The sequence below is a fragment of the Pontibacter qinzhouensis genome, from assembly GCF_008017455.1.
Lineage (GTDB): Bacteria > Bacteroidota > Bacteroidia > Cytophagales > Hymenobacteraceae > Pontibacter > Pontibacter qinzhouensis.
Window position 1 is genome coordinate 1 of the sequence record NZ_VRTY01000121.1, and the last position, 15936, is coordinate 15936.

The 15936-nt window shown below is 45.4% G+C and carries 16 protein-coding genes; 12 read left to right on the forward strand and 4 right to left on the reverse strand.

What is annotated here, in order from left to right; translation table 11 throughout:
- The first annotated feature begins 126 nt into the window (after positions 1-126).
- The 7 genes from FVR03_RS21335 (at position 127) to FVR03_RS21365 (ending at position 8021) form a co-directional block, all read left to right on the forward strand.
- Positions 127-543, forward strand: a complete 417-nt coding sequence (locus FVR03_RS21335) for a hypothetical protein (protein ID WP_147923806.1) — start codon at positions 127-129, stop codon at positions 541-543.
- A gap of 575 nt (positions 544-1118) precedes the next feature.
- Entirely contained in the window at positions 1119-1619 is a 501-nt protein-coding gene (locus FVR03_RS21340; RefSeq protein WP_255474349.1) for a DUF4920 domain-containing protein, read from the forward strand.
- A 244-nt stretch (positions 1620-1863) separates the two neighbouring features.
- Positions 1864-3873 carry an NAD-dependent DNA ligase LigA gene (gene ligA, locus FVR03_RS21345; protein ID WP_147923807.1) on the forward strand — a complete coding sequence of 670 codons (2010 nt, stop codon included), beginning with the start codon at positions 1864-1866 and terminating at the stop codon, positions 3871-3873.
- A gap of 362 nt (positions 3874-4235) precedes the next feature.
- Positions 4236-5288: a sensor histidine kinase gene (locus FVR03_RS21350; protein WP_147923808.1), complete on the forward strand. Its 1053-nt coding sequence runs from the start codon at positions 4236-4238 to the stop codon at positions 5286-5288.
- Between the two features lie 4 nt (positions 5289-5292).
- Positions 5293-6024 carry a LytR/AlgR family response regulator transcription factor gene (locus FVR03_RS21355; protein ID WP_147923809.1) on the forward strand — a complete coding sequence of 244 codons (732 nt, stop codon included), beginning with the start codon at positions 5293-5295 and terminating at the stop codon, positions 6022-6024.
- Between the two features lie 146 nt (positions 6025-6170).
- Positions 6171-7040, forward strand: coding sequence for a 4-hydroxy-tetrahydrodipicolinate synthase (gene dapA, locus FVR03_RS21360; RefSeq protein ID WP_147923810.1), 870 nt, complete (start codon positions 6171-6173; stop codon positions 7038-7040).
- Between the two features lie 84 nt (positions 7041-7124).
- A complete protein-coding gene (locus FVR03_RS21365) occupies positions 7125-8021 on the forward strand; it encodes a hypothetical protein (protein ID WP_147923811.1) in 897 nt (298 codons plus the stop codon).
- 496 nt (positions 8022-8517) lie between these two features.
- Here FVR03_RS21365 and FVR03_RS21370 read toward each other — a convergent pair whose 3' ends face one another.
- On the reverse strand, positions 8518-9084 hold the full coding sequence (locus FVR03_RS21370) for a hypothetical protein (RefSeq protein ID WP_147923812.1): 567 nt from the start codon (positions 9082-9084) through the stop codon (positions 8518-8520).
- A 68-nt stretch (positions 9085-9152) separates the two neighbouring features.
- On the reverse strand, positions 9153-9860 hold the full coding sequence (locus FVR03_RS21375; RefSeq protein ID WP_147923813.1) for a hypothetical protein: 708 nt from the start codon (positions 9858-9860) through the stop codon (positions 9153-9155).
- 164 nt (positions 9861-10024) lie between these two features.
- Between FVR03_RS21375 and FVR03_RS21380 the strand changes: the two genes are divergently transcribed.
- Together FVR03_RS21380 and FVR03_RS21385 are read left to right on the forward strand one after the other, a co-directional pair.
- Positions 10025-10654, forward strand: coding sequence for a hypothetical protein (locus tag FVR03_RS21380; RefSeq protein WP_147923814.1), 630 nt, complete (start codon positions 10025-10027; stop codon positions 10652-10654).
- A gap of 40 nt (positions 10655-10694) precedes the next feature.
- Positions 10695-10925: a hypothetical protein gene (locus tag FVR03_RS21385; protein ID WP_147923815.1), complete on the forward strand. Its 231-nt coding sequence runs from the start codon at positions 10695-10697 to the stop codon at positions 10923-10925.
- Positions 10926-10999: 74 nt separating this feature from the next.
- On the opposite strand, the gene FVR03_RS24580 is transcribed toward FVR03_RS21385, so the two are convergent.
- Together FVR03_RS24580 and FVR03_RS21395 are read right to left on the reverse strand one after the other, a co-directional pair.
- Positions 11000-11392, reverse strand: coding sequence for a hypothetical protein (locus FVR03_RS24580; RefSeq protein WP_187270251.1), 393 nt, complete (start codon positions 11390-11392; stop codon positions 11000-11002).
- Between the two features lie 667 nt (positions 11393-12059).
- On the reverse strand, positions 12060-12305 hold the full coding sequence (locus FVR03_RS21395) for a hypothetical protein (RefSeq protein ID WP_147923816.1): 246 nt from the start codon (positions 12303-12305) through the stop codon (positions 12060-12062).
- A 998-nt stretch (positions 12306-13303) separates the two neighbouring features.
- Here FVR03_RS21395 and efp point away from each other — a divergent pair.
- The 3 genes from efp (at position 13304) to accC (ending at position 15815) form a co-directional block, all read left to right on the forward strand.
- On the forward strand, positions 13304-13867 hold the full coding sequence (efp, locus tag FVR03_RS21400; RefSeq protein ID WP_147923817.1) for an elongation factor P: 564 nt from the start codon (positions 13304-13306) through the stop codon (positions 13865-13867).
- Between the two features lie 2 nt (positions 13868-13869).
- A complete protein-coding gene (accB, locus tag FVR03_RS21405) occupies positions 13870-14361 on the forward strand; it encodes an acetyl-CoA carboxylase biotin carboxyl carrier protein (RefSeq protein ID WP_147923818.1) in 492 nt (163 codons plus the stop codon).
- Between the two features lie 107 nt (positions 14362-14468).
- Positions 14469-15815 (forward strand): acetyl-CoA carboxylase biotin carboxylase subunit, encoded by a 1347-nt coding sequence (accC, locus tag FVR03_RS21410; RefSeq protein WP_147923819.1) that lies wholly within the window; start codon positions 14469-14471, stop codon positions 15813-15815.
- Positions 15816-15936: the final 121 nt, after the last annotated feature.

A 15936-nucleotide genomic window follows, 5' to 3' on the forward strand; every position in this document is an offset into this window, starting at 1 on the left:
AAGTGAATTATAAAAGTAAACTTTATCCACTGCTTTTTTTATAGAAAACTACCGTAGGTTTAGTACAACAGCATCTTTATAACAATTGAGGGCGACAGTAGCCTATACGAATATACCTCGCGCGAAATGCTGGTACGCTACAACGAAAACACAAAAAAAATAGAGTGTATAATTAATGTTGCGTCACTATTGCCTGTTAATAACTTTAGCCCTGCAGTTATACCACAAGATATATTTTTTGTAGCTAACTACCCAGAGTTATACATCGAGATTGATGCACCGGAAGAAAAAATTAATGCGGGCAATTTATATACCGAACGGCTTAACCAATCTATCGGGTTATCCATACATAACACGCCGGTTAATTTAATGGCACCCGTAGCCTTTACACCAGATAAACGGTCTCTTAAACTTGCCACTACCTTCGAGGTTATCCTGCCCGATCATCGTATTACTATTCCGGCCAAATACTCTCCTATGTTAACCGGACGTGTACGCTTCGCTATCCAAAATGCCAGGTCTGTTGAGTTTTTCCCCCGTTAGTTGGGAGCCTACTTTCTTCTGCGCATGATCAAGCGTATCATTTTTAAGATTGAGAAAGCTTTGAAACATGAATTCCAGGTCGCATTATGCGGCATCTTGCTTTGGATTGAATTGTACCGACTTGCGTTTCAGATTATAATCAACTTTATGGCTACCTACAGCAGTAGACTAAAACGTTGTGGTCATTGCTTCTGCCTCACACCTACAGCATCTTCTATCTGTTTACTTAAAGAGATCTACCACACAGATTAAACTCACTGCTTTACCAGGAATTCAAATTATTCTAATAGAAATAGCCTCTAAATGGATTTTAGCAAAAAAGGTATCAAGGGTCAAACTAACGCATTTGTCTTCTAGGCAAGCAGACGAGATCTACCCGTATTTCTACCTACATGTTCAGGTGTTTGCAATGGCATGACTACCTGGTCTGCAGCCTCCTCACTCCCACTTTTATAACTTATCTTTTTCCTTTTCTGTCTCACCTGCAAAGCTTATATTTGTTTTACCTGTTGCCATGTTTCGGTCTGGCTTGCAGGGCATGTAGGTTTGGCCGGTAATAGAGCAGAATTGAGCTTATGAAAACAACATACTTTTTACTTTCACTTGCCCTTGCAATGAGTGGCTGCGGCCAAACTACTCAGCAGGCAGACCAGGAGCAAACAACTGCAGCTAACTTTCCGGAGGAAGGCGATACTTTTGGAAAAGCCTTTCCGGAAGCAAATGTTATGAGTGTGGAAGAGTTGCAGCAGGCCGTGGCCCGCAAAGACTCTGTTCAAGCTACTGTTACAGCCGAAATTGTGGAGAGCTGCCAGGCCAAAGGCTGCTGGATGGATGTAAAACTCGCCGACAACAGCACCATGAAAGTCAAATTCAGGGACTACGGCTTTTTTCTGCCGACAGAAGACCTTAGTGGCCGGCAAGTGGTTTTTACAGGAACCGCCCAAATGAAAACGGTATCGGTTGCCGACAGGAAACACTATGCGGAAGATGCAGGTAAATCGGAAGAAGAAATAAACGAAATAACCACCCCAAGCGAAGAACTGGCTTTTGTAGCAGACGGTGTAATTCTGAGATAAGCAATTTGCAGCAAGAGTTGTAGCGAAGCTTCCTGTATTTCCAAAAATCAGCACCTGCTTTTCTCCTTCAGCTGTTCTAGCTACTTCACCTTCAGCACATAAGCATATTTCTATTATCAGACAGAGGCTGCCACTGGGCAGCTTCTTCTGTGTTAACCGGCATGGGTTGCTTTTACTTGTGCAACTGGCTTTGTTCGCTCCGGCTGTTTTTAATAATTTTACCTCCTAAACCAGCGCAAAACTCATGGCTCCAGATAAAGATCCAGCAGCAGCAATACAGCAACTAACAGAAAAAATACACCACCTTAACTACCAGTACTACCAGAACAGCATTTCTGAGGTATCCGATTTTGAATTCGACCAGTTGCTCATGCAGCTCCACGACCTCGAACAGCAACACCCGGAACTGAAGCAGCCGAACTCCCCTACCCAGCGTGTGGGCGGCACCATTACCAAAAACTTCCCGACGGTGTACCACAAGTACCCGATGCTCTCGCTCAGCAATACCTATTCTGAAGAGGACTTGCGCGAGTTCGACAACCGTATTCAGAAGGCTATAGGCGAAACGGTAGAGTATGTGTGTGAGCAGAAGTTTGACGGGGTGGCCATTAGTTTAACCTATGAGCAGGGTAATTTTGTGCAGGGAGCCACACGCGGCGACGGAACACGCGGCGACGACATAACGGCCAATGTGCGCACCATCAGGGATGTGCCGCTGCAGGTGCGTGGCGAGCAGTTGCCGGAGCTGTTCGAGGTTAGAGGCGAGGTATTTCTGCCGCTTCCAGTGTTTGAGCAGCTCAACCAGGAACGTGAAGAAGCCGGCGAACAGTTACTGGCTAACCCCCGCAATGCAGCTTCGGGCACCTTAAAACAACAGGACTCCAGCATTGTAGCCAGCCGTAAGCTGGGTTGCTTTTCCTACAGCTTCCATTGCAGTCCAAACCCCTTCGACTCGCACGCCGAAAGTCTGGAAGCTATAAAAAAATGGGGCTTTCAGGTATCGCCGACCTGGCGCACCTGCCGAAACATAGACGAGGTGCTGGCTTACATTCAGGAATGGGAAACACGACGGTTTGAGCTGCCAATTGCGACCGATGGCGTAGTTATTAAGGTGAACAGTTATGCCCTGCAGCAGGAGCTTGGGTTTACGGCTAAAAGCCCCAGGTGGGCCATCGCCTATAAATACCCGGCCATGAGTGCCACTACCAAACTGGAAGGTATTCAGTACCAGGTGGGCCGCACCGGAGCTGTTACGCCTGTTGCTTTGCTGCAACCTGTGTTGCTGGCCGGCACAGTTGTAAAACGTGCCTCGGTACACAATGCCAACGAAATCCAGCGCCTCGACCTCCGCCTCGGCGACACTGTGTTGGTGGAGAAAGGCGGCGAAATTATTCCTAAGATTACCGGTGTAGACTTTGAGAAGCGCCCTGCCGACAGTCTTCCCATAATTTACCCGACCGAGTGCCCGGCTTGCGGAACAGCCCTCATCAGAACAGAAGGCGAAGCGCATTTTTACTGCCCTAACGACGAAGGCTGCGCCCCTCAGATACAGGCCAAGCTGGAGCATTTTATATCGAGAAAGGCCATGAACATAGATGGTGTTGGCCCCGAAACTATTGAGCAGCTGTATCAGAAAGGCCTGGTTCGCAACGCAGCCGATCTCTACGATTTAACCACCGAACAACTCCTGTCGCTGGAGCGCATGGGCGAAAAATCGGTTGCTAACATGCTTGCCGGTCTACAGAAATCGAAGGAGGCGCCTTACGACCGCGTTCTGTTTGCACTCGGTATCAGGTATGTGGGCAGCACAGTGGCTAAAAAACTGGCCGAGCATTTCACCGACATCGACGCGCTGCGTGGCGCTTTGCCAGAGGAACTGGTGGCAGTAAACGAAATCGGCACGCGCATCGCACAGTCAATTCAGCTATACTTCCAGAACCCGGACCATGTGCAGTTGGTAGAGCGCCTGAAAGCTGCAGGCCTTCAACTCAAATCGACCAGCACGGCTCCGGCCCTGGAGAGCGATAAGCTGGCTGGCCAGACGTTTGTTATTTCGGGCGTGTTCGAGAGTGTAAGTCGTGAAGAACTGCAAAGCCTGATTGTGGCGCACGGTGGCAAAGTAGTAAGCTCCATTTCGGCCAAACTCAACTACCTGGTGGCAGGCGACAAAATGGGTCCTGCAAAATTAGAGAAAGCCAATAAACTGAACATCAATATTTTATCGAAAGAGCAGTTTCTTGACATGATCAGTTAAGTGCCGGAAGTGCCACAACCGTTGTGAACCCACAACCGGACGCAAACTCAGTGCAGCTGTAGCCAGAGTATGCATAAGCAGTGCCAGGCACAGCAGGTATGCTAATATTTTGCGTATATTGAATAAAAATTTGTACTACCAAGCCCGATCTGGCTGAGGACTGATCTTAGAATTCGGGCTTGGTAAAACATAAAGTTCAGCACCAATAGGTACCCTTGGCAACTTTTTAGCCCCTGGGCTTTTGAAGGGCTTTTTCATTAGAATAATTCAGTATAAATTTTCTACGGAAATCCTGTTGCGTAACTAGATTCCTAATCCAGATTAAAACTTCATAAACGCATACTAGCTGAAAAATCCGGACCTTGAGCACCTTACCTTTCTCTCTGCCTGTTGTTCCTATCCGAAAACGATACCAGATAGCCTTACACGTTGTCGGCTGGCTGATCTTTATTATCTGGATCATCTACTTCCTCTACTCCAGAGGCAGCCTGACCCTCTACAAAGCCACCGATGTGGTGAGTGGGCTGCTGTTTCATATGGCGATCTTCTATTTTAACTGGTATGTGCTCATTCCGCGGTTCCTGGCCCGCAACCGTATTTTGCTTTACATTGGCTGTGTGCTGGCCATGCTGCTGGTTATCGCGTTAATTCGTCCGCCCATCGACTATTACCTATTCCGGGAGTTTAACCCTAAAATGCTGGCGCCTTACAGCTACGAACGCATTTTGCAATACATGGTGGCCGGTCTTATGATTGTGTTCATAAGCTCGGCTCTGAAAGTAACCGGCAACTACATCCGGAACGAAAGCCGCAACAAAGAGCTCGAAAAGCAGAAACTGACCGCGGAACTTGCCTTCCTGAAGTCACAGGTAAATCCGCACTTTCTGTTTAACACGCTCAACAACATTTACTCGCTGGCCTACAAACAGTCGCCCGAAACACCCGACGCCATAATGAAGCTCTCGCTGCTCATGCGCTACATGCTCTACGAAAGCAACGATTCGCAGGTGGTGCTGCAAAAAGAAGTCGAAAATATCTTTAACTTTATAGATCTTCAGAAACTGCGCCTGCGAGAGCAAACCAGCATTCAGTTTACCACGGAGGGCGAAATGGCAGGTATTATGATTGCTCCCATGATGCTGATGACGCTCGTAGAGAATGCCTTTAAACACGGGCTGGTGAGCAAAAACGAAATTGGCATAAAAATGCACCTGTTGGTAGAGAAAGAGTACCTGCAGTTCAGTACGGTGAACAACATCAGTACACACAAGAAAAAAGGCTTTGGCGGCATTGGCCTGCAAAACCTGAAGCAACGCCTCAGCATGCTCTACCCGAACCGGCACGAGCTGAGCCTGGAGGAGAAAGAAGGCATATATTACGCCACACTGAAAATTTACGCCCAACCTAAAAAATAAAACTATGACGATTCGCTGCATTGCTGTAGATGATGAGCCGCTGGCCCTGGACATTATAGAGAGTTACATTAAAAAGCTGCCTTTTCTGGAACTGGTACAGACCTGCTCCAGCGCCACCGAGGCCATGCAGGTGCTGCAAGATGAGCAGGTAGACCTTATGTTCCTGGATATCGAAATGCCTGAACTAACTGGCATACAGTTTCTGAACATCCTGAAGCACCAGCCGCTCATCATTTTCACTACCGCCTACCCCAACTACGCCCTCGAAGGTTTTAACCACGATGCCGTTGATTACCTGCTCAAGCCCATCCCTTTCGACCGGTTTCTGAAAGCCGTTACCAAGGCGCAGGAAAGGCTGCAGCATAACCACACGCCAGCCAAAGCACAGGCTCCTGCCCCTGCCCCGGCTCCCGAACAGGAATTCATGTTCGTAAAAGCCGATTACAAAACCATTCGGGTCGATTTTCAGGATATACTCTGGATTGAAGGGCTCAAAGATTATATCATTATCCAGACCAAAGACCAGAAAATAATAACCCTGCTCTCGATGAACAAGATGATGGAAAAGTTGCCTTCTACACGCTTTCTGCGGGTGCACCGGTCTTTTATTGTAGCACTGCAGAAAATAGACAGCATCGAGAAAAGCCGCATCAGAATAAGGTCGAAGGAAATACCGGTTGGCGAAGTCTACAAAGACCAGTTTCTGAAGTGGGTAGAGGAAAATAACATTCAGTAGCGGCGCTGGCTCCTGCTCCTGAAAATTTATACTAATTCTAGTGCAATTAATTAAGTAATCTCTATCGTTTCCTGTTTTATTTAAGCTAAAAAAAGCTAAACTTGCAGCTTTACAGGGCATAGCCCTGCTCTTATTTTTCTATCAGCATGATACAGGATATTTTTAGAGGTACTGGCGTAGCCCTGGTAACACCATTTACAAAAGACTTGGCCGTTGATTATGAAGGGTTGCAAAAGCTACTGGAGTTTACAATAAAAGGTGGCGTAAACTATTTGGTAGTGAATGGCACTACAGCTGAGTCGGTTACGACATCGGCAGCAGAGAAAGCCGACATACTTGCCTTTATAAAGAAACACGTTAACGGTAAACTGCCGTTGGTGTATGGCATTGGCGGAAACTGTACCCAGCATGTGCTCGAAACCATAGCGCAAACCGACCTGAGTGGCATATCAGCACTTCTTTCCGTTAGTCCGTATTATAACAAACCCTCACAACAGGGCATCTACCAGCACTACCAGCAGGTAGCCGATCATTCTCCGGTGCCTGTGGTGCTGTATAATGTACCGAGCCGCACCGGCAGTAACATTACAGCCGACACAACGCTAAAGCTGGCCGCGCACGAAAATATAATCGGTATAAAAGAGGCATCTGCCAACATGGAGCAGTGCATGCTCATTGCCAAACATAAACCACAGGATTTCCTGCTGATTAGTGGCGACGACCTGATGACCCTGCCCATGCTCTCTTTTGGAGCCGTAGGCGTTATATCGGTGCTGGCTAATGCATTTCCTGAAAAATTTTGCCAGATGGTGCAGCATGGCCTCAACCACAATTTTACAGAGGCAGCTGAACTACTCTATAACTTTGTAGATATTAACCCGCTGATGTACGAAGAAAGCAACCCGGTAGGCGTAAAAGCCGTGCTGGAGCGTTTCGGGGTTTGTACTGCCAAGGTACGATTACCACTTGTAGAGGCCTCCTCCGGGTTAAAAGACAAGATTTATAAACTACTGTAGTACCTAACTGGTACAAGAGCAAAAGCCAGGCAGCGGTGCCTGGCTTTTGCTTTGTTTTCCTACTCACCCGAAAACACACAGCTCATGCCCACATTGCGTCACCTATCAGTTCTGGCCTCCGTGCTGTTCCTTTTCTCCTGTAACCGGTCTGCAGATAGCAACCTGGCAACAGATACCGACCATGCCCACATGGTCGATTCTGCCGTGACTGACAAGCGCGCAGACGACCGTGACCTGGTGTACTCTGTTCCGGATTCTATTACCTCTGCTGCGTATGTTCCGGATACCACCAACCTGAGTCCGGAACCCGACCAGCCAGTTAAAATTCTGATTGAAGGACTATTCCATAAAGAAGAAGTTTGGCAGGGAGCCGAGAAAAAACAATGGATCGGCTTGCTGTACAGAAATGGCAGCTACGAAATTCGGCCTACCACTTTACAGGTAAAAACTGTTTATGATCCTGTGCGGGATGCGCAACAAGCAAATGCGACAGACAAAAAGCTAATATCAGGGCGGCAGGTTATAGGCGGCGACACGAGCACGCTGCTCTTTATAACAGGCTTAGCTGGCATAAAACCAGGTGCAGTAGATACGGCAGCCTACGACAGCGCTGTGTTGAAACCTGGCCAGAAGCTGCCGATCCGGTTTAAAAGCAAGCAGTTTATGCTCACAGCCTTTGGCGACAGCACCCGCACCGACTCCACCTCTTCCACTTACGCCTATACTAGCTATGGCTGGCGAATAAGTGGCACCAAAAATGGTAAAAAGCTGGAGCAGGTGCTGGCGCAAGACGACACCATAGACAATTCTGTTTACGTGCTGCACTGGGCCGGCGACCTCGACCACGACGGAATACCAGACCTGGTGGCTGACCTCTCGAACCAGTACAACCGCATGAAGTTTGCCCTCTACCTATCTTCCAAAGCTGAAAAGGGAAAGCTCTATAAACAAGTGGCCGTTTTCGAGTCGAACAGGAATTGAGAAGGTTTTCTACCTCAGAAATTAGTAGCATTTGTAGGTGAAGCAGCCTTGCTATGAACAAGTATCCTGTGTTAAATTTTTTAAATGAAAACGGCCTTCAGAAGGATTTTGATTTAAATTAATGCAAGGGTATACCGGCGTTTTTATAGTAGATACTGCAACACAAATCTCCTGAATTCCAGATATCTCAAGTTTCAATTATCTATCTTGTTTCCTACTCCTTATGTGCGGTAACAAACGGTAGAGCAACCTGAATGCCGGATAAGTTAACGTACGGCATAGTCGCACATGAACAGCCACTCAATTATTCTAATAGAAATGTCCTCCAGAAGGTTTTGAGCTGGAAAAATGCCAAGGTCGTTTTTATTAAAGACAAGCAACATCTGAAAAAAAGCCACAACAATGGCTGTGGCTTTTTTTCAGATGGAAATTTTATTCTAATGTATTGCTTGTTTATATCGCCCAGGTAAGATTAGTATACAGGCAGCTGCTGTTGTTATCGCCTGTGGTTTTCTTTGCCTGATTGGTTGTTTCGCCCCCCTGACCTGCCGTAGTGGTCGTTGCCAAAATCACGGAATTCGTCGGCATGACCATAAGAAGCATCGTGCCGGTAGCCATGGTTGCCCCTGCTATCGAAATTTCGGTAGCTATCACCTTCTTCGGGGTTGTCGTAATTCGGGTTATAACCCATGTTGTAGCGCAGGTGCCGCTCCTCCTCCCAATACGACTCATCCTGCATCGGAAAGTGGTGCACCTGGTCACCGATGTCATCGCCCCGGCCAATTGGCCTGCCATAATCCTCGTAACGCGGCATAGCATTGTAGTTGGAGGTGTCGTACATGCGGTTGTAGAAATCATCCTGCGTCCTCCTGTAATCGCCAAAGTGTTCGCGCCTGCCATTGTGGTTCTGCGGATGGCGCCTGTAATGGCTTTCTTCTTCTGGGCCACGGTCTGTTCGGTATTCGTTGTTGCCATACCCGAACTGCGGTGATGCTCTTCTATGCTGGTGGTTATGGTTATTTCTGCCGTAATCACCGAAATTTTCATCTCTGTTATGTCTCATAGATCTTATTATCTTAGGTTAAAATCAGCTTGTACAATTGTGTTGCAGGTTAACAGAACCTTTAGAGTTTATCGGCGCCTGTTCTGCTGCCCCTGTTCATGCCTGTTATGGCGTTGGTTGTTTTTGTCATTCCAGGAATCCATGCTGCTGTAGCTGGAGTCTTCGCCGAAATGCTCCCGGCCCGCAGTATGGTTCCTGCCTGCAAAGCCACCGCTGTAATCGTTATCGTACATGCGGTTGTCTTGCTCATAGCGGCGATACGACTCATAATCTCCTGGAGAAGAATGCCCCAGAAAACGGTCGTTACCTCCGCCCCGGCGTACCTCATGCCCAAAGCGCTCATCTTCCATGCCTGTTCGTTCATTCGATCGACCAGGATGGTTTCTGTCATCATAATCAGTGTTGCTATAGTCAGCTCGTGCGTCATAGTGGCGACCTGAGTTATAGCCATCGTTTCTTCTATACGTCATGCCATAGGGGTTGTCATCATGTGCCCGCTGGTCGCGGCCGTAGTCTGGCCCGGAATACGTAGCACCTCCTGCCTGGTATCGCCCTTGCGGGTACGAAAACTGATGATCGGCATTTGAGTTGAATGTACGCTGATCGTAAAAATCCTTGTCGAAGGCTCTGCCTGTTCCCGGATGAAAATGAGAGTCGGTGGTGTAATTGCCTCGGTCCGAATTATTGCCATGCCGTTGCTCATGCAGCTGTCGCGGCTCTTCGTTCTGCCTCCAGTCATTAAAATTGCCACGATGCTCTTCTCTGTTTTGTCTCATAGCTTTTATAAATTAGGTTCTACTAGTTTAGTTCTATACACTGTTTTACGAAGGCAGCTTCGGTTTTGATTAAAAACATACTCAATCGCTGCTGAAAACTATTATTTAAACTTAGGTCGCTTACAACCGTTTATATGGAATACACGATTAAACCCTATTCAGCTATGAACAGAAATAATTGGCACGACAGCGAAAGAGCAAGTCGGCAAAACCGAAACCGAGAAGACGACTATAGAGATAGCAACTGGCGGAACAGTGAGCGGCAGCAGGACCAGGATTCCTACCGCGGTGCTTACCGCCTCGACACCTCCAGCGACCACCGCAACCAAAGCACCTGGAACGGCTTCAGCAACGACAATGCAGATAGATGGAGCGACCAGCGAGACCGGCAGGAAGAGCAGCGCTACCGGCAGAACCCAGACAGGCACCGTTCCGATTTCAACAACGACTTTAACCAGAGCCACCACTCACAGCCTGACAATTGGCAGCGAAACGACAGGTTCAACAGATCAGAAGACAGGCCTTTTACCAGCAGGCAAAATAATTACGGGGCAGCCAGTAACTTTAATAACGACTACGGCCCAGACAACTACCAGCACCGGCAGAATGAGAATTATGGCAACATGGCAGGTTCATTAAGCTTTGGTTACGATGGAGACAGAAACTCAGACCCGGACACTCATCGTTTTTATGATCCGCTCTCTGGGCGTTTAAACGAAAATTTTTCGCGGCAGATAGAACAGCGTTCTGGCAGAAGAAACTCAGCTGACAATAATTATAACAACAGGCCCTAAGCTCATGCTTTGTACTGAATTTTAACCATTAAAGCTATACATGATGACAAATAAAGATAATGATAAACTGAAAAACGAAAATCCTGAAAACACATTGAACGAAGGCAATAAAGTGCCAAACATAAAATCAGTGGATGAGCAACAGGTAACAGAAAACAAAGCACAAGCTGGAGAAATTGGAGGCATTAAGCCACAGAAGGGAGGCCGCCAGGGTGGCACCAGCGTAGAGGATGGCGGTCAGGATATAGGAAGCAGCGCCGGAAGCCGTTAATCTTATTTAAACCACACCTATAAAAAAAGAGGCTGCTTTAAAAGGCAGCCTCTTTTTTTATAGGTGTGGTTTATTTAGTTGGTAGTAGTACCAGTAGTAGTTGTACCAGTGGTGCCAGCAGTGGTTCCTGTAGTCGTGCTAGTGGTAGTACCGGTAGTCATGCCCGTAGTGGTGCCAGTTGTCGTTCCTGTAGTCGTGCCTGTTGTACCAGTGGTGGTACCAGTTGTCATTCCTGTGGTTGTTCCGGTAGTAGTGGTCCCTGTAGTACCAGTTGTCATACCGGTAGTGGTACCCGTGGTAGTGCCCATAGTGGCTGTATCTCCCATCATGGTATCATCTGTCGTCATATCGTCAGTAGTTGTTGTGTCGGTTTCAACACCCGTAGTTTCGTTGCTACTGCAAGATGTAAGTCCGAATGTTAAGGTAAGGCATGCTGCGGCCAAAATGTTGATCCAGTTCTTTTTCATAATTTTTTAGTTTTAAATTCCTAAGTGCCTTTCTCTTACGTGAAAATTAAGGTAAGGCTGTGAATTATATATTAAAATATCAAGAATCATAACAGAGTTGTAAAATATGCTGCTCCTAAGCAGCAGAAATAGCCAGTTCCTACTCTTCTTGGAAGTTACACTTGTACCTTTTCCAGCATGCAGCCCTTGGGAGACCATATGGTTTTCCTTCCGCTGAAATAGAAAAAACAAATTAAGTATGTAAAGGTTTCTATGAAAAGGTGAGTAAAAAAGGGTGCCTGTAAAGCGTTGGAATTTTAGTACATACCGAAAGAAATATGTTGCCACCTCTTTAGCTCCTGGTTTCGTTAAGGCAAGTTGCTATGAAACTGTTTTATGACTAACCCAACAATATCCTTAGCTTAACCCTACTTTACATAGACTCTACTTTGCTAAGAGTAATAATAAAATTCAAATTATTTAAATAAAAATAGCCTTCAGAAGCCAAAAACAGCCATAATGTGCCAAGGGTCTTAGCATAAAAAAACTCAGCACCAGATGCCTCTATTCAAAGCACCTGGTACTGAGTTAATGGTAAAGCCAAGTTAATGGTAAAGCCAATGAGAGATACTGATCTACCGCTATAAATTTAGAAAATATAGCAGTTAATACTCCATGTAAGAATTTACTACTGAAGCTCTTCCTGTTCCATGTACTCCCACATAGCATCTTCGCTTGCACCGGTTTTAATAGCATAAACCAGCATAGTGGTATACACCCCTATCAGGAGCAGAGTTAATGGTATTGAGAAAACGAAAGAAACAATAAGTGTTTTAATTGGATCAGCTTTAGACTTCATTTTAGTTGAGGCGTACCAGAAAAACAACACATTAAAAACTCCGGAAAGAGCGATAAAATTGATGATATCTAACATTGGCGAACTTTTATATAGCAGAAAGTTAAACTCAAAATATATAAAGCCAATAGGTATTGATATTTGGCTTTTTTTAGGTTAATTTTTTCCTCAATATTCCTGATAATCAGGATAAATGCAATCTACCCGACTTTTTATAAAATAACAAATCTTAGTTACTTAAATTTTCTATTTATAGAAAAATAAATGCAAAACACCATTTGTTATACTGCCAGGTCACCCGTTTATTTATAAGGATAATTTCACCATGGTTAGTTCAAAATTTTTATGATTTTCTAAAATTTTATCTCCAACTCGTGCCGGGCAACGCTTCTTCAATTTAAATTTTAAACTTAATAAGCTATTTTTCAACAATTTATAAACGCCGCATCTTCTGCCTATAATTAATAAACTTTTTAATTAGCAACCTTTATCAGGTGCTGCAACTAGGAAGTCGCCGTAAAAAGTGCCATTATTTTAAGTCAATTTAAAGGTAATAGGTTATAAAGAATATTTCGCTATGTTGTTCCAACATTATTTAAATACAATCTTCAGATTACTCTAAAGACCCTAACTTATATAAGTATTTTTATATTCTTTTTAAATATACACACATTGTTGTATGTTTGACACGAATACATAATTGAATACGCAATAAACACACAAACAATCGTTAGTTATTGCAAATTTCTTTTGACTACCAACATATTGTTGCAAAAAACTCAATTATGTATACCTGAAGTTACGGTGGCTAACATTATGGAGTCTAAAGTATTTCTACTTCACTGCTTATATCTTCTGCTGCCATTACCTCTAATTTTGTGTAGATAAATTATACACTACTCGCACCCACCCTTATGTACTAATTGCTACAGGTGGTACGGCAGAAACTTCAGGAACGAAGGATTTCTTCTATTTTTCGCAACATTTTCAGGTTATTAACTAACTTTGCTTGCAAGAGCGCGATTTCGGCTATACTTTTATCTCTTTATATATATACTACATTACGCAACTATACTATGGCAACCACAGCTGACATTAGAAATGGCTTGTGCATGGAATTTAACAACGACCTGTATGTTGTTACTGAATTTCAGCACGTTAAACCAGGCAAAGGCCCAGCTTTCGTTAGAACAAAACTGAAAAACATCAAAACCGGAAAAGTTATAGACAATACCTTTTCTGCTGGTCACAAAATTACCACAGCCCGGGTAGAGCAGCGTCCGCACCAGTTTATCTACAAAGATGACTTTGGTTACAACTTTATGGACATGAGCTCTTTTGAGCAAGTTGCCCTTGATGAAAAACTTGTTCCGTTTGCCGACCTGATGAAGGAAGGTCAGGAGGTAACAATTCTTTTCCATGCTGAAACAGAAACACCGCTAACCTGTGAACTTCCTGCCTTTGTGGAACTTACCATTACCTATACAGAACCAGGCCTGAAAGGTGATACTGCTACCAACGCATCTAAACCTGCCATTGTAGAAACAGGTGCCACCATTCAGGTACCGCTATTTATTGGCCAGGACGAAAAAATTAAAGTAGACACACGTACTTATTCTTACGCAGAGAGAGTAAAATAACAATGAAAGCTAAAGAAATCCAGGACCTTATTGACTTCATCGCCAAATCAGGGCTGAACAAGGTGAACATCGAAACAGAAGAGTTTAAAATATCGGTGAAGCGCGACCCAGACCAGAAGGTTAAATATGTGAAAGACTCGGGCTCAGCTACTCCGGTTCAACACCATGCCCCTGCTCCTGCAGCACCGCAAATTAGCCAGGCACCTGCAGCTCCTGCTCCTGCCGCTCCGGCACCAGCCAGCGAAGAAAGTAAATACATCACCATTAAAGCCCCGATGATCGGCACTTTTTACCGCTCTTCCAGCCCGGAGTCTCCTGTGTTTGTTAACATAGGCGATGAAGTTAAAAAAGGACAGGTGATCTGTATTATAGAGGCCATGAAACTCTTCAACGAAATAGAGTCTGAGGTATCTGGCAAAATTGTTAAAGTTCTCGTAGACAATGCCTCTCCTGTAGAGTTCGACCAGCCATTGTTCCTGGTAGATCCGTCTTAATTAAAAATTAAAAATTAAAAATTAAAAGTGAGGTCGTAGCAGCATTTACATGCTACCTCTTCCTTACAATTTCTAATTTCTAATTTCTAATTTCTAATTTGATAAAAATGTTCAAAAAAATATTAATTGCCAACCGGGGCGAAATTGCACTTCGCATCATCCGCACCTGCAAGGAGATGGGTATTAAGACGGTAGCTGTTTATTCTACTGCCGACAAAGAAAGCCTGCATGTACGATTTGCCGATGAAGCTGTTTGTATAGGTCCTCCCTCTAGTGCACTTTCGTACCTCAACATTCCCAACCTGATCGCCGCCGCCGAAATCACAAATGCGGATGCAATTCACCCTGGCTACGGCTTCTTATCAGAGAACGCTGAATTTTCGCGGATTTGTGCCGAAAACCATATCAAGTTTATTGGGGCAACCCCCGACATGATTAACTCCATGGGCGACAAAGCTTCTGCTAAAGCAACCATGAAGAAAGCTGGCGTTCCTACCATACCAGGTTCTGATGGCTTGCTCAGTTCTTTAGAAGAAGGCCTTAAAATTGCCCGCAAAAGCAAATATCCTGTTATCCTGAAAGCCACGGCCGGTGGTGGTGGCAAAGGCATGCGTATAGTGCGTAGCGACGAGGAATTTGAGAAAGCCTGGAACGATGCACGTGCTGAAGCAAAAGCATCGTTCGGTAACGATGGCCTTTATCTGGAGAAATACATTGAAGAACCACGCCATATCGAAATTCAGTTAATCGGAGATCAGCATGGGCAGGTGGCTCACTTATCGGAGCGCGACTGCTCTATTCAGCGCCGCCACCAGAAGCTGGTAGAAGAAACACCATCTCCTTTTATAACCGATGAATTGCGAGAGAATATGGGACAGGCAGCTATTGCCGGTGCCATGGCCATTAGTTACGAAGGTGTGGGTACCATTGAGTTCCTGGTAGACAAGAACCGCGATTTCTACTTCATGGAGATGAACACCCGAATTCAGGTGGAGCACCCTATTACAGAAGAAGTTATAGACTACGACCTGATAAAGGAACAGATAAAAGTAGCAGCCGGGCATAAACTGACAGGCAAAAACTACTATCCTAAAATGCATGCCATCGAGTGCCGTATTAACGCGGAAGATGTGAAAAATAATTTCAGGCCGTCGCCGGGCAAGATCACGAACCTGCACATGCCGGGCGGCCACGGCGTGCGTGTAGACTCGCATGTTTACTCCGGCTACACTATTCCGCCTAACTACGACTCCATGATCGCCAAACTGATTGTGAGTGCGCAGACCCGGGAAGAAGCATTGGTGAAGATGAAACGCGCCCTTAGCGAGTTTGTGATAGAAGGAGTTAACACCACCGTTCCTTTCCACCTGAAGCTTATGGATGACCCTGATTTCAAAGCAGGAAACTTCACAACTGCTTTTCTCGATACATTTGATTTCAGCTCTTTGAAATAAAGACTTGTAAAAACAGAAAATCCCTAGTCACTCACATGGCCAGGGATTTTCTGTTTTATAGCTCCAGAACAGGCAGCTGTAGAAATTTCAGGTAGACAAAATACAAGGTTCGAAATATCTC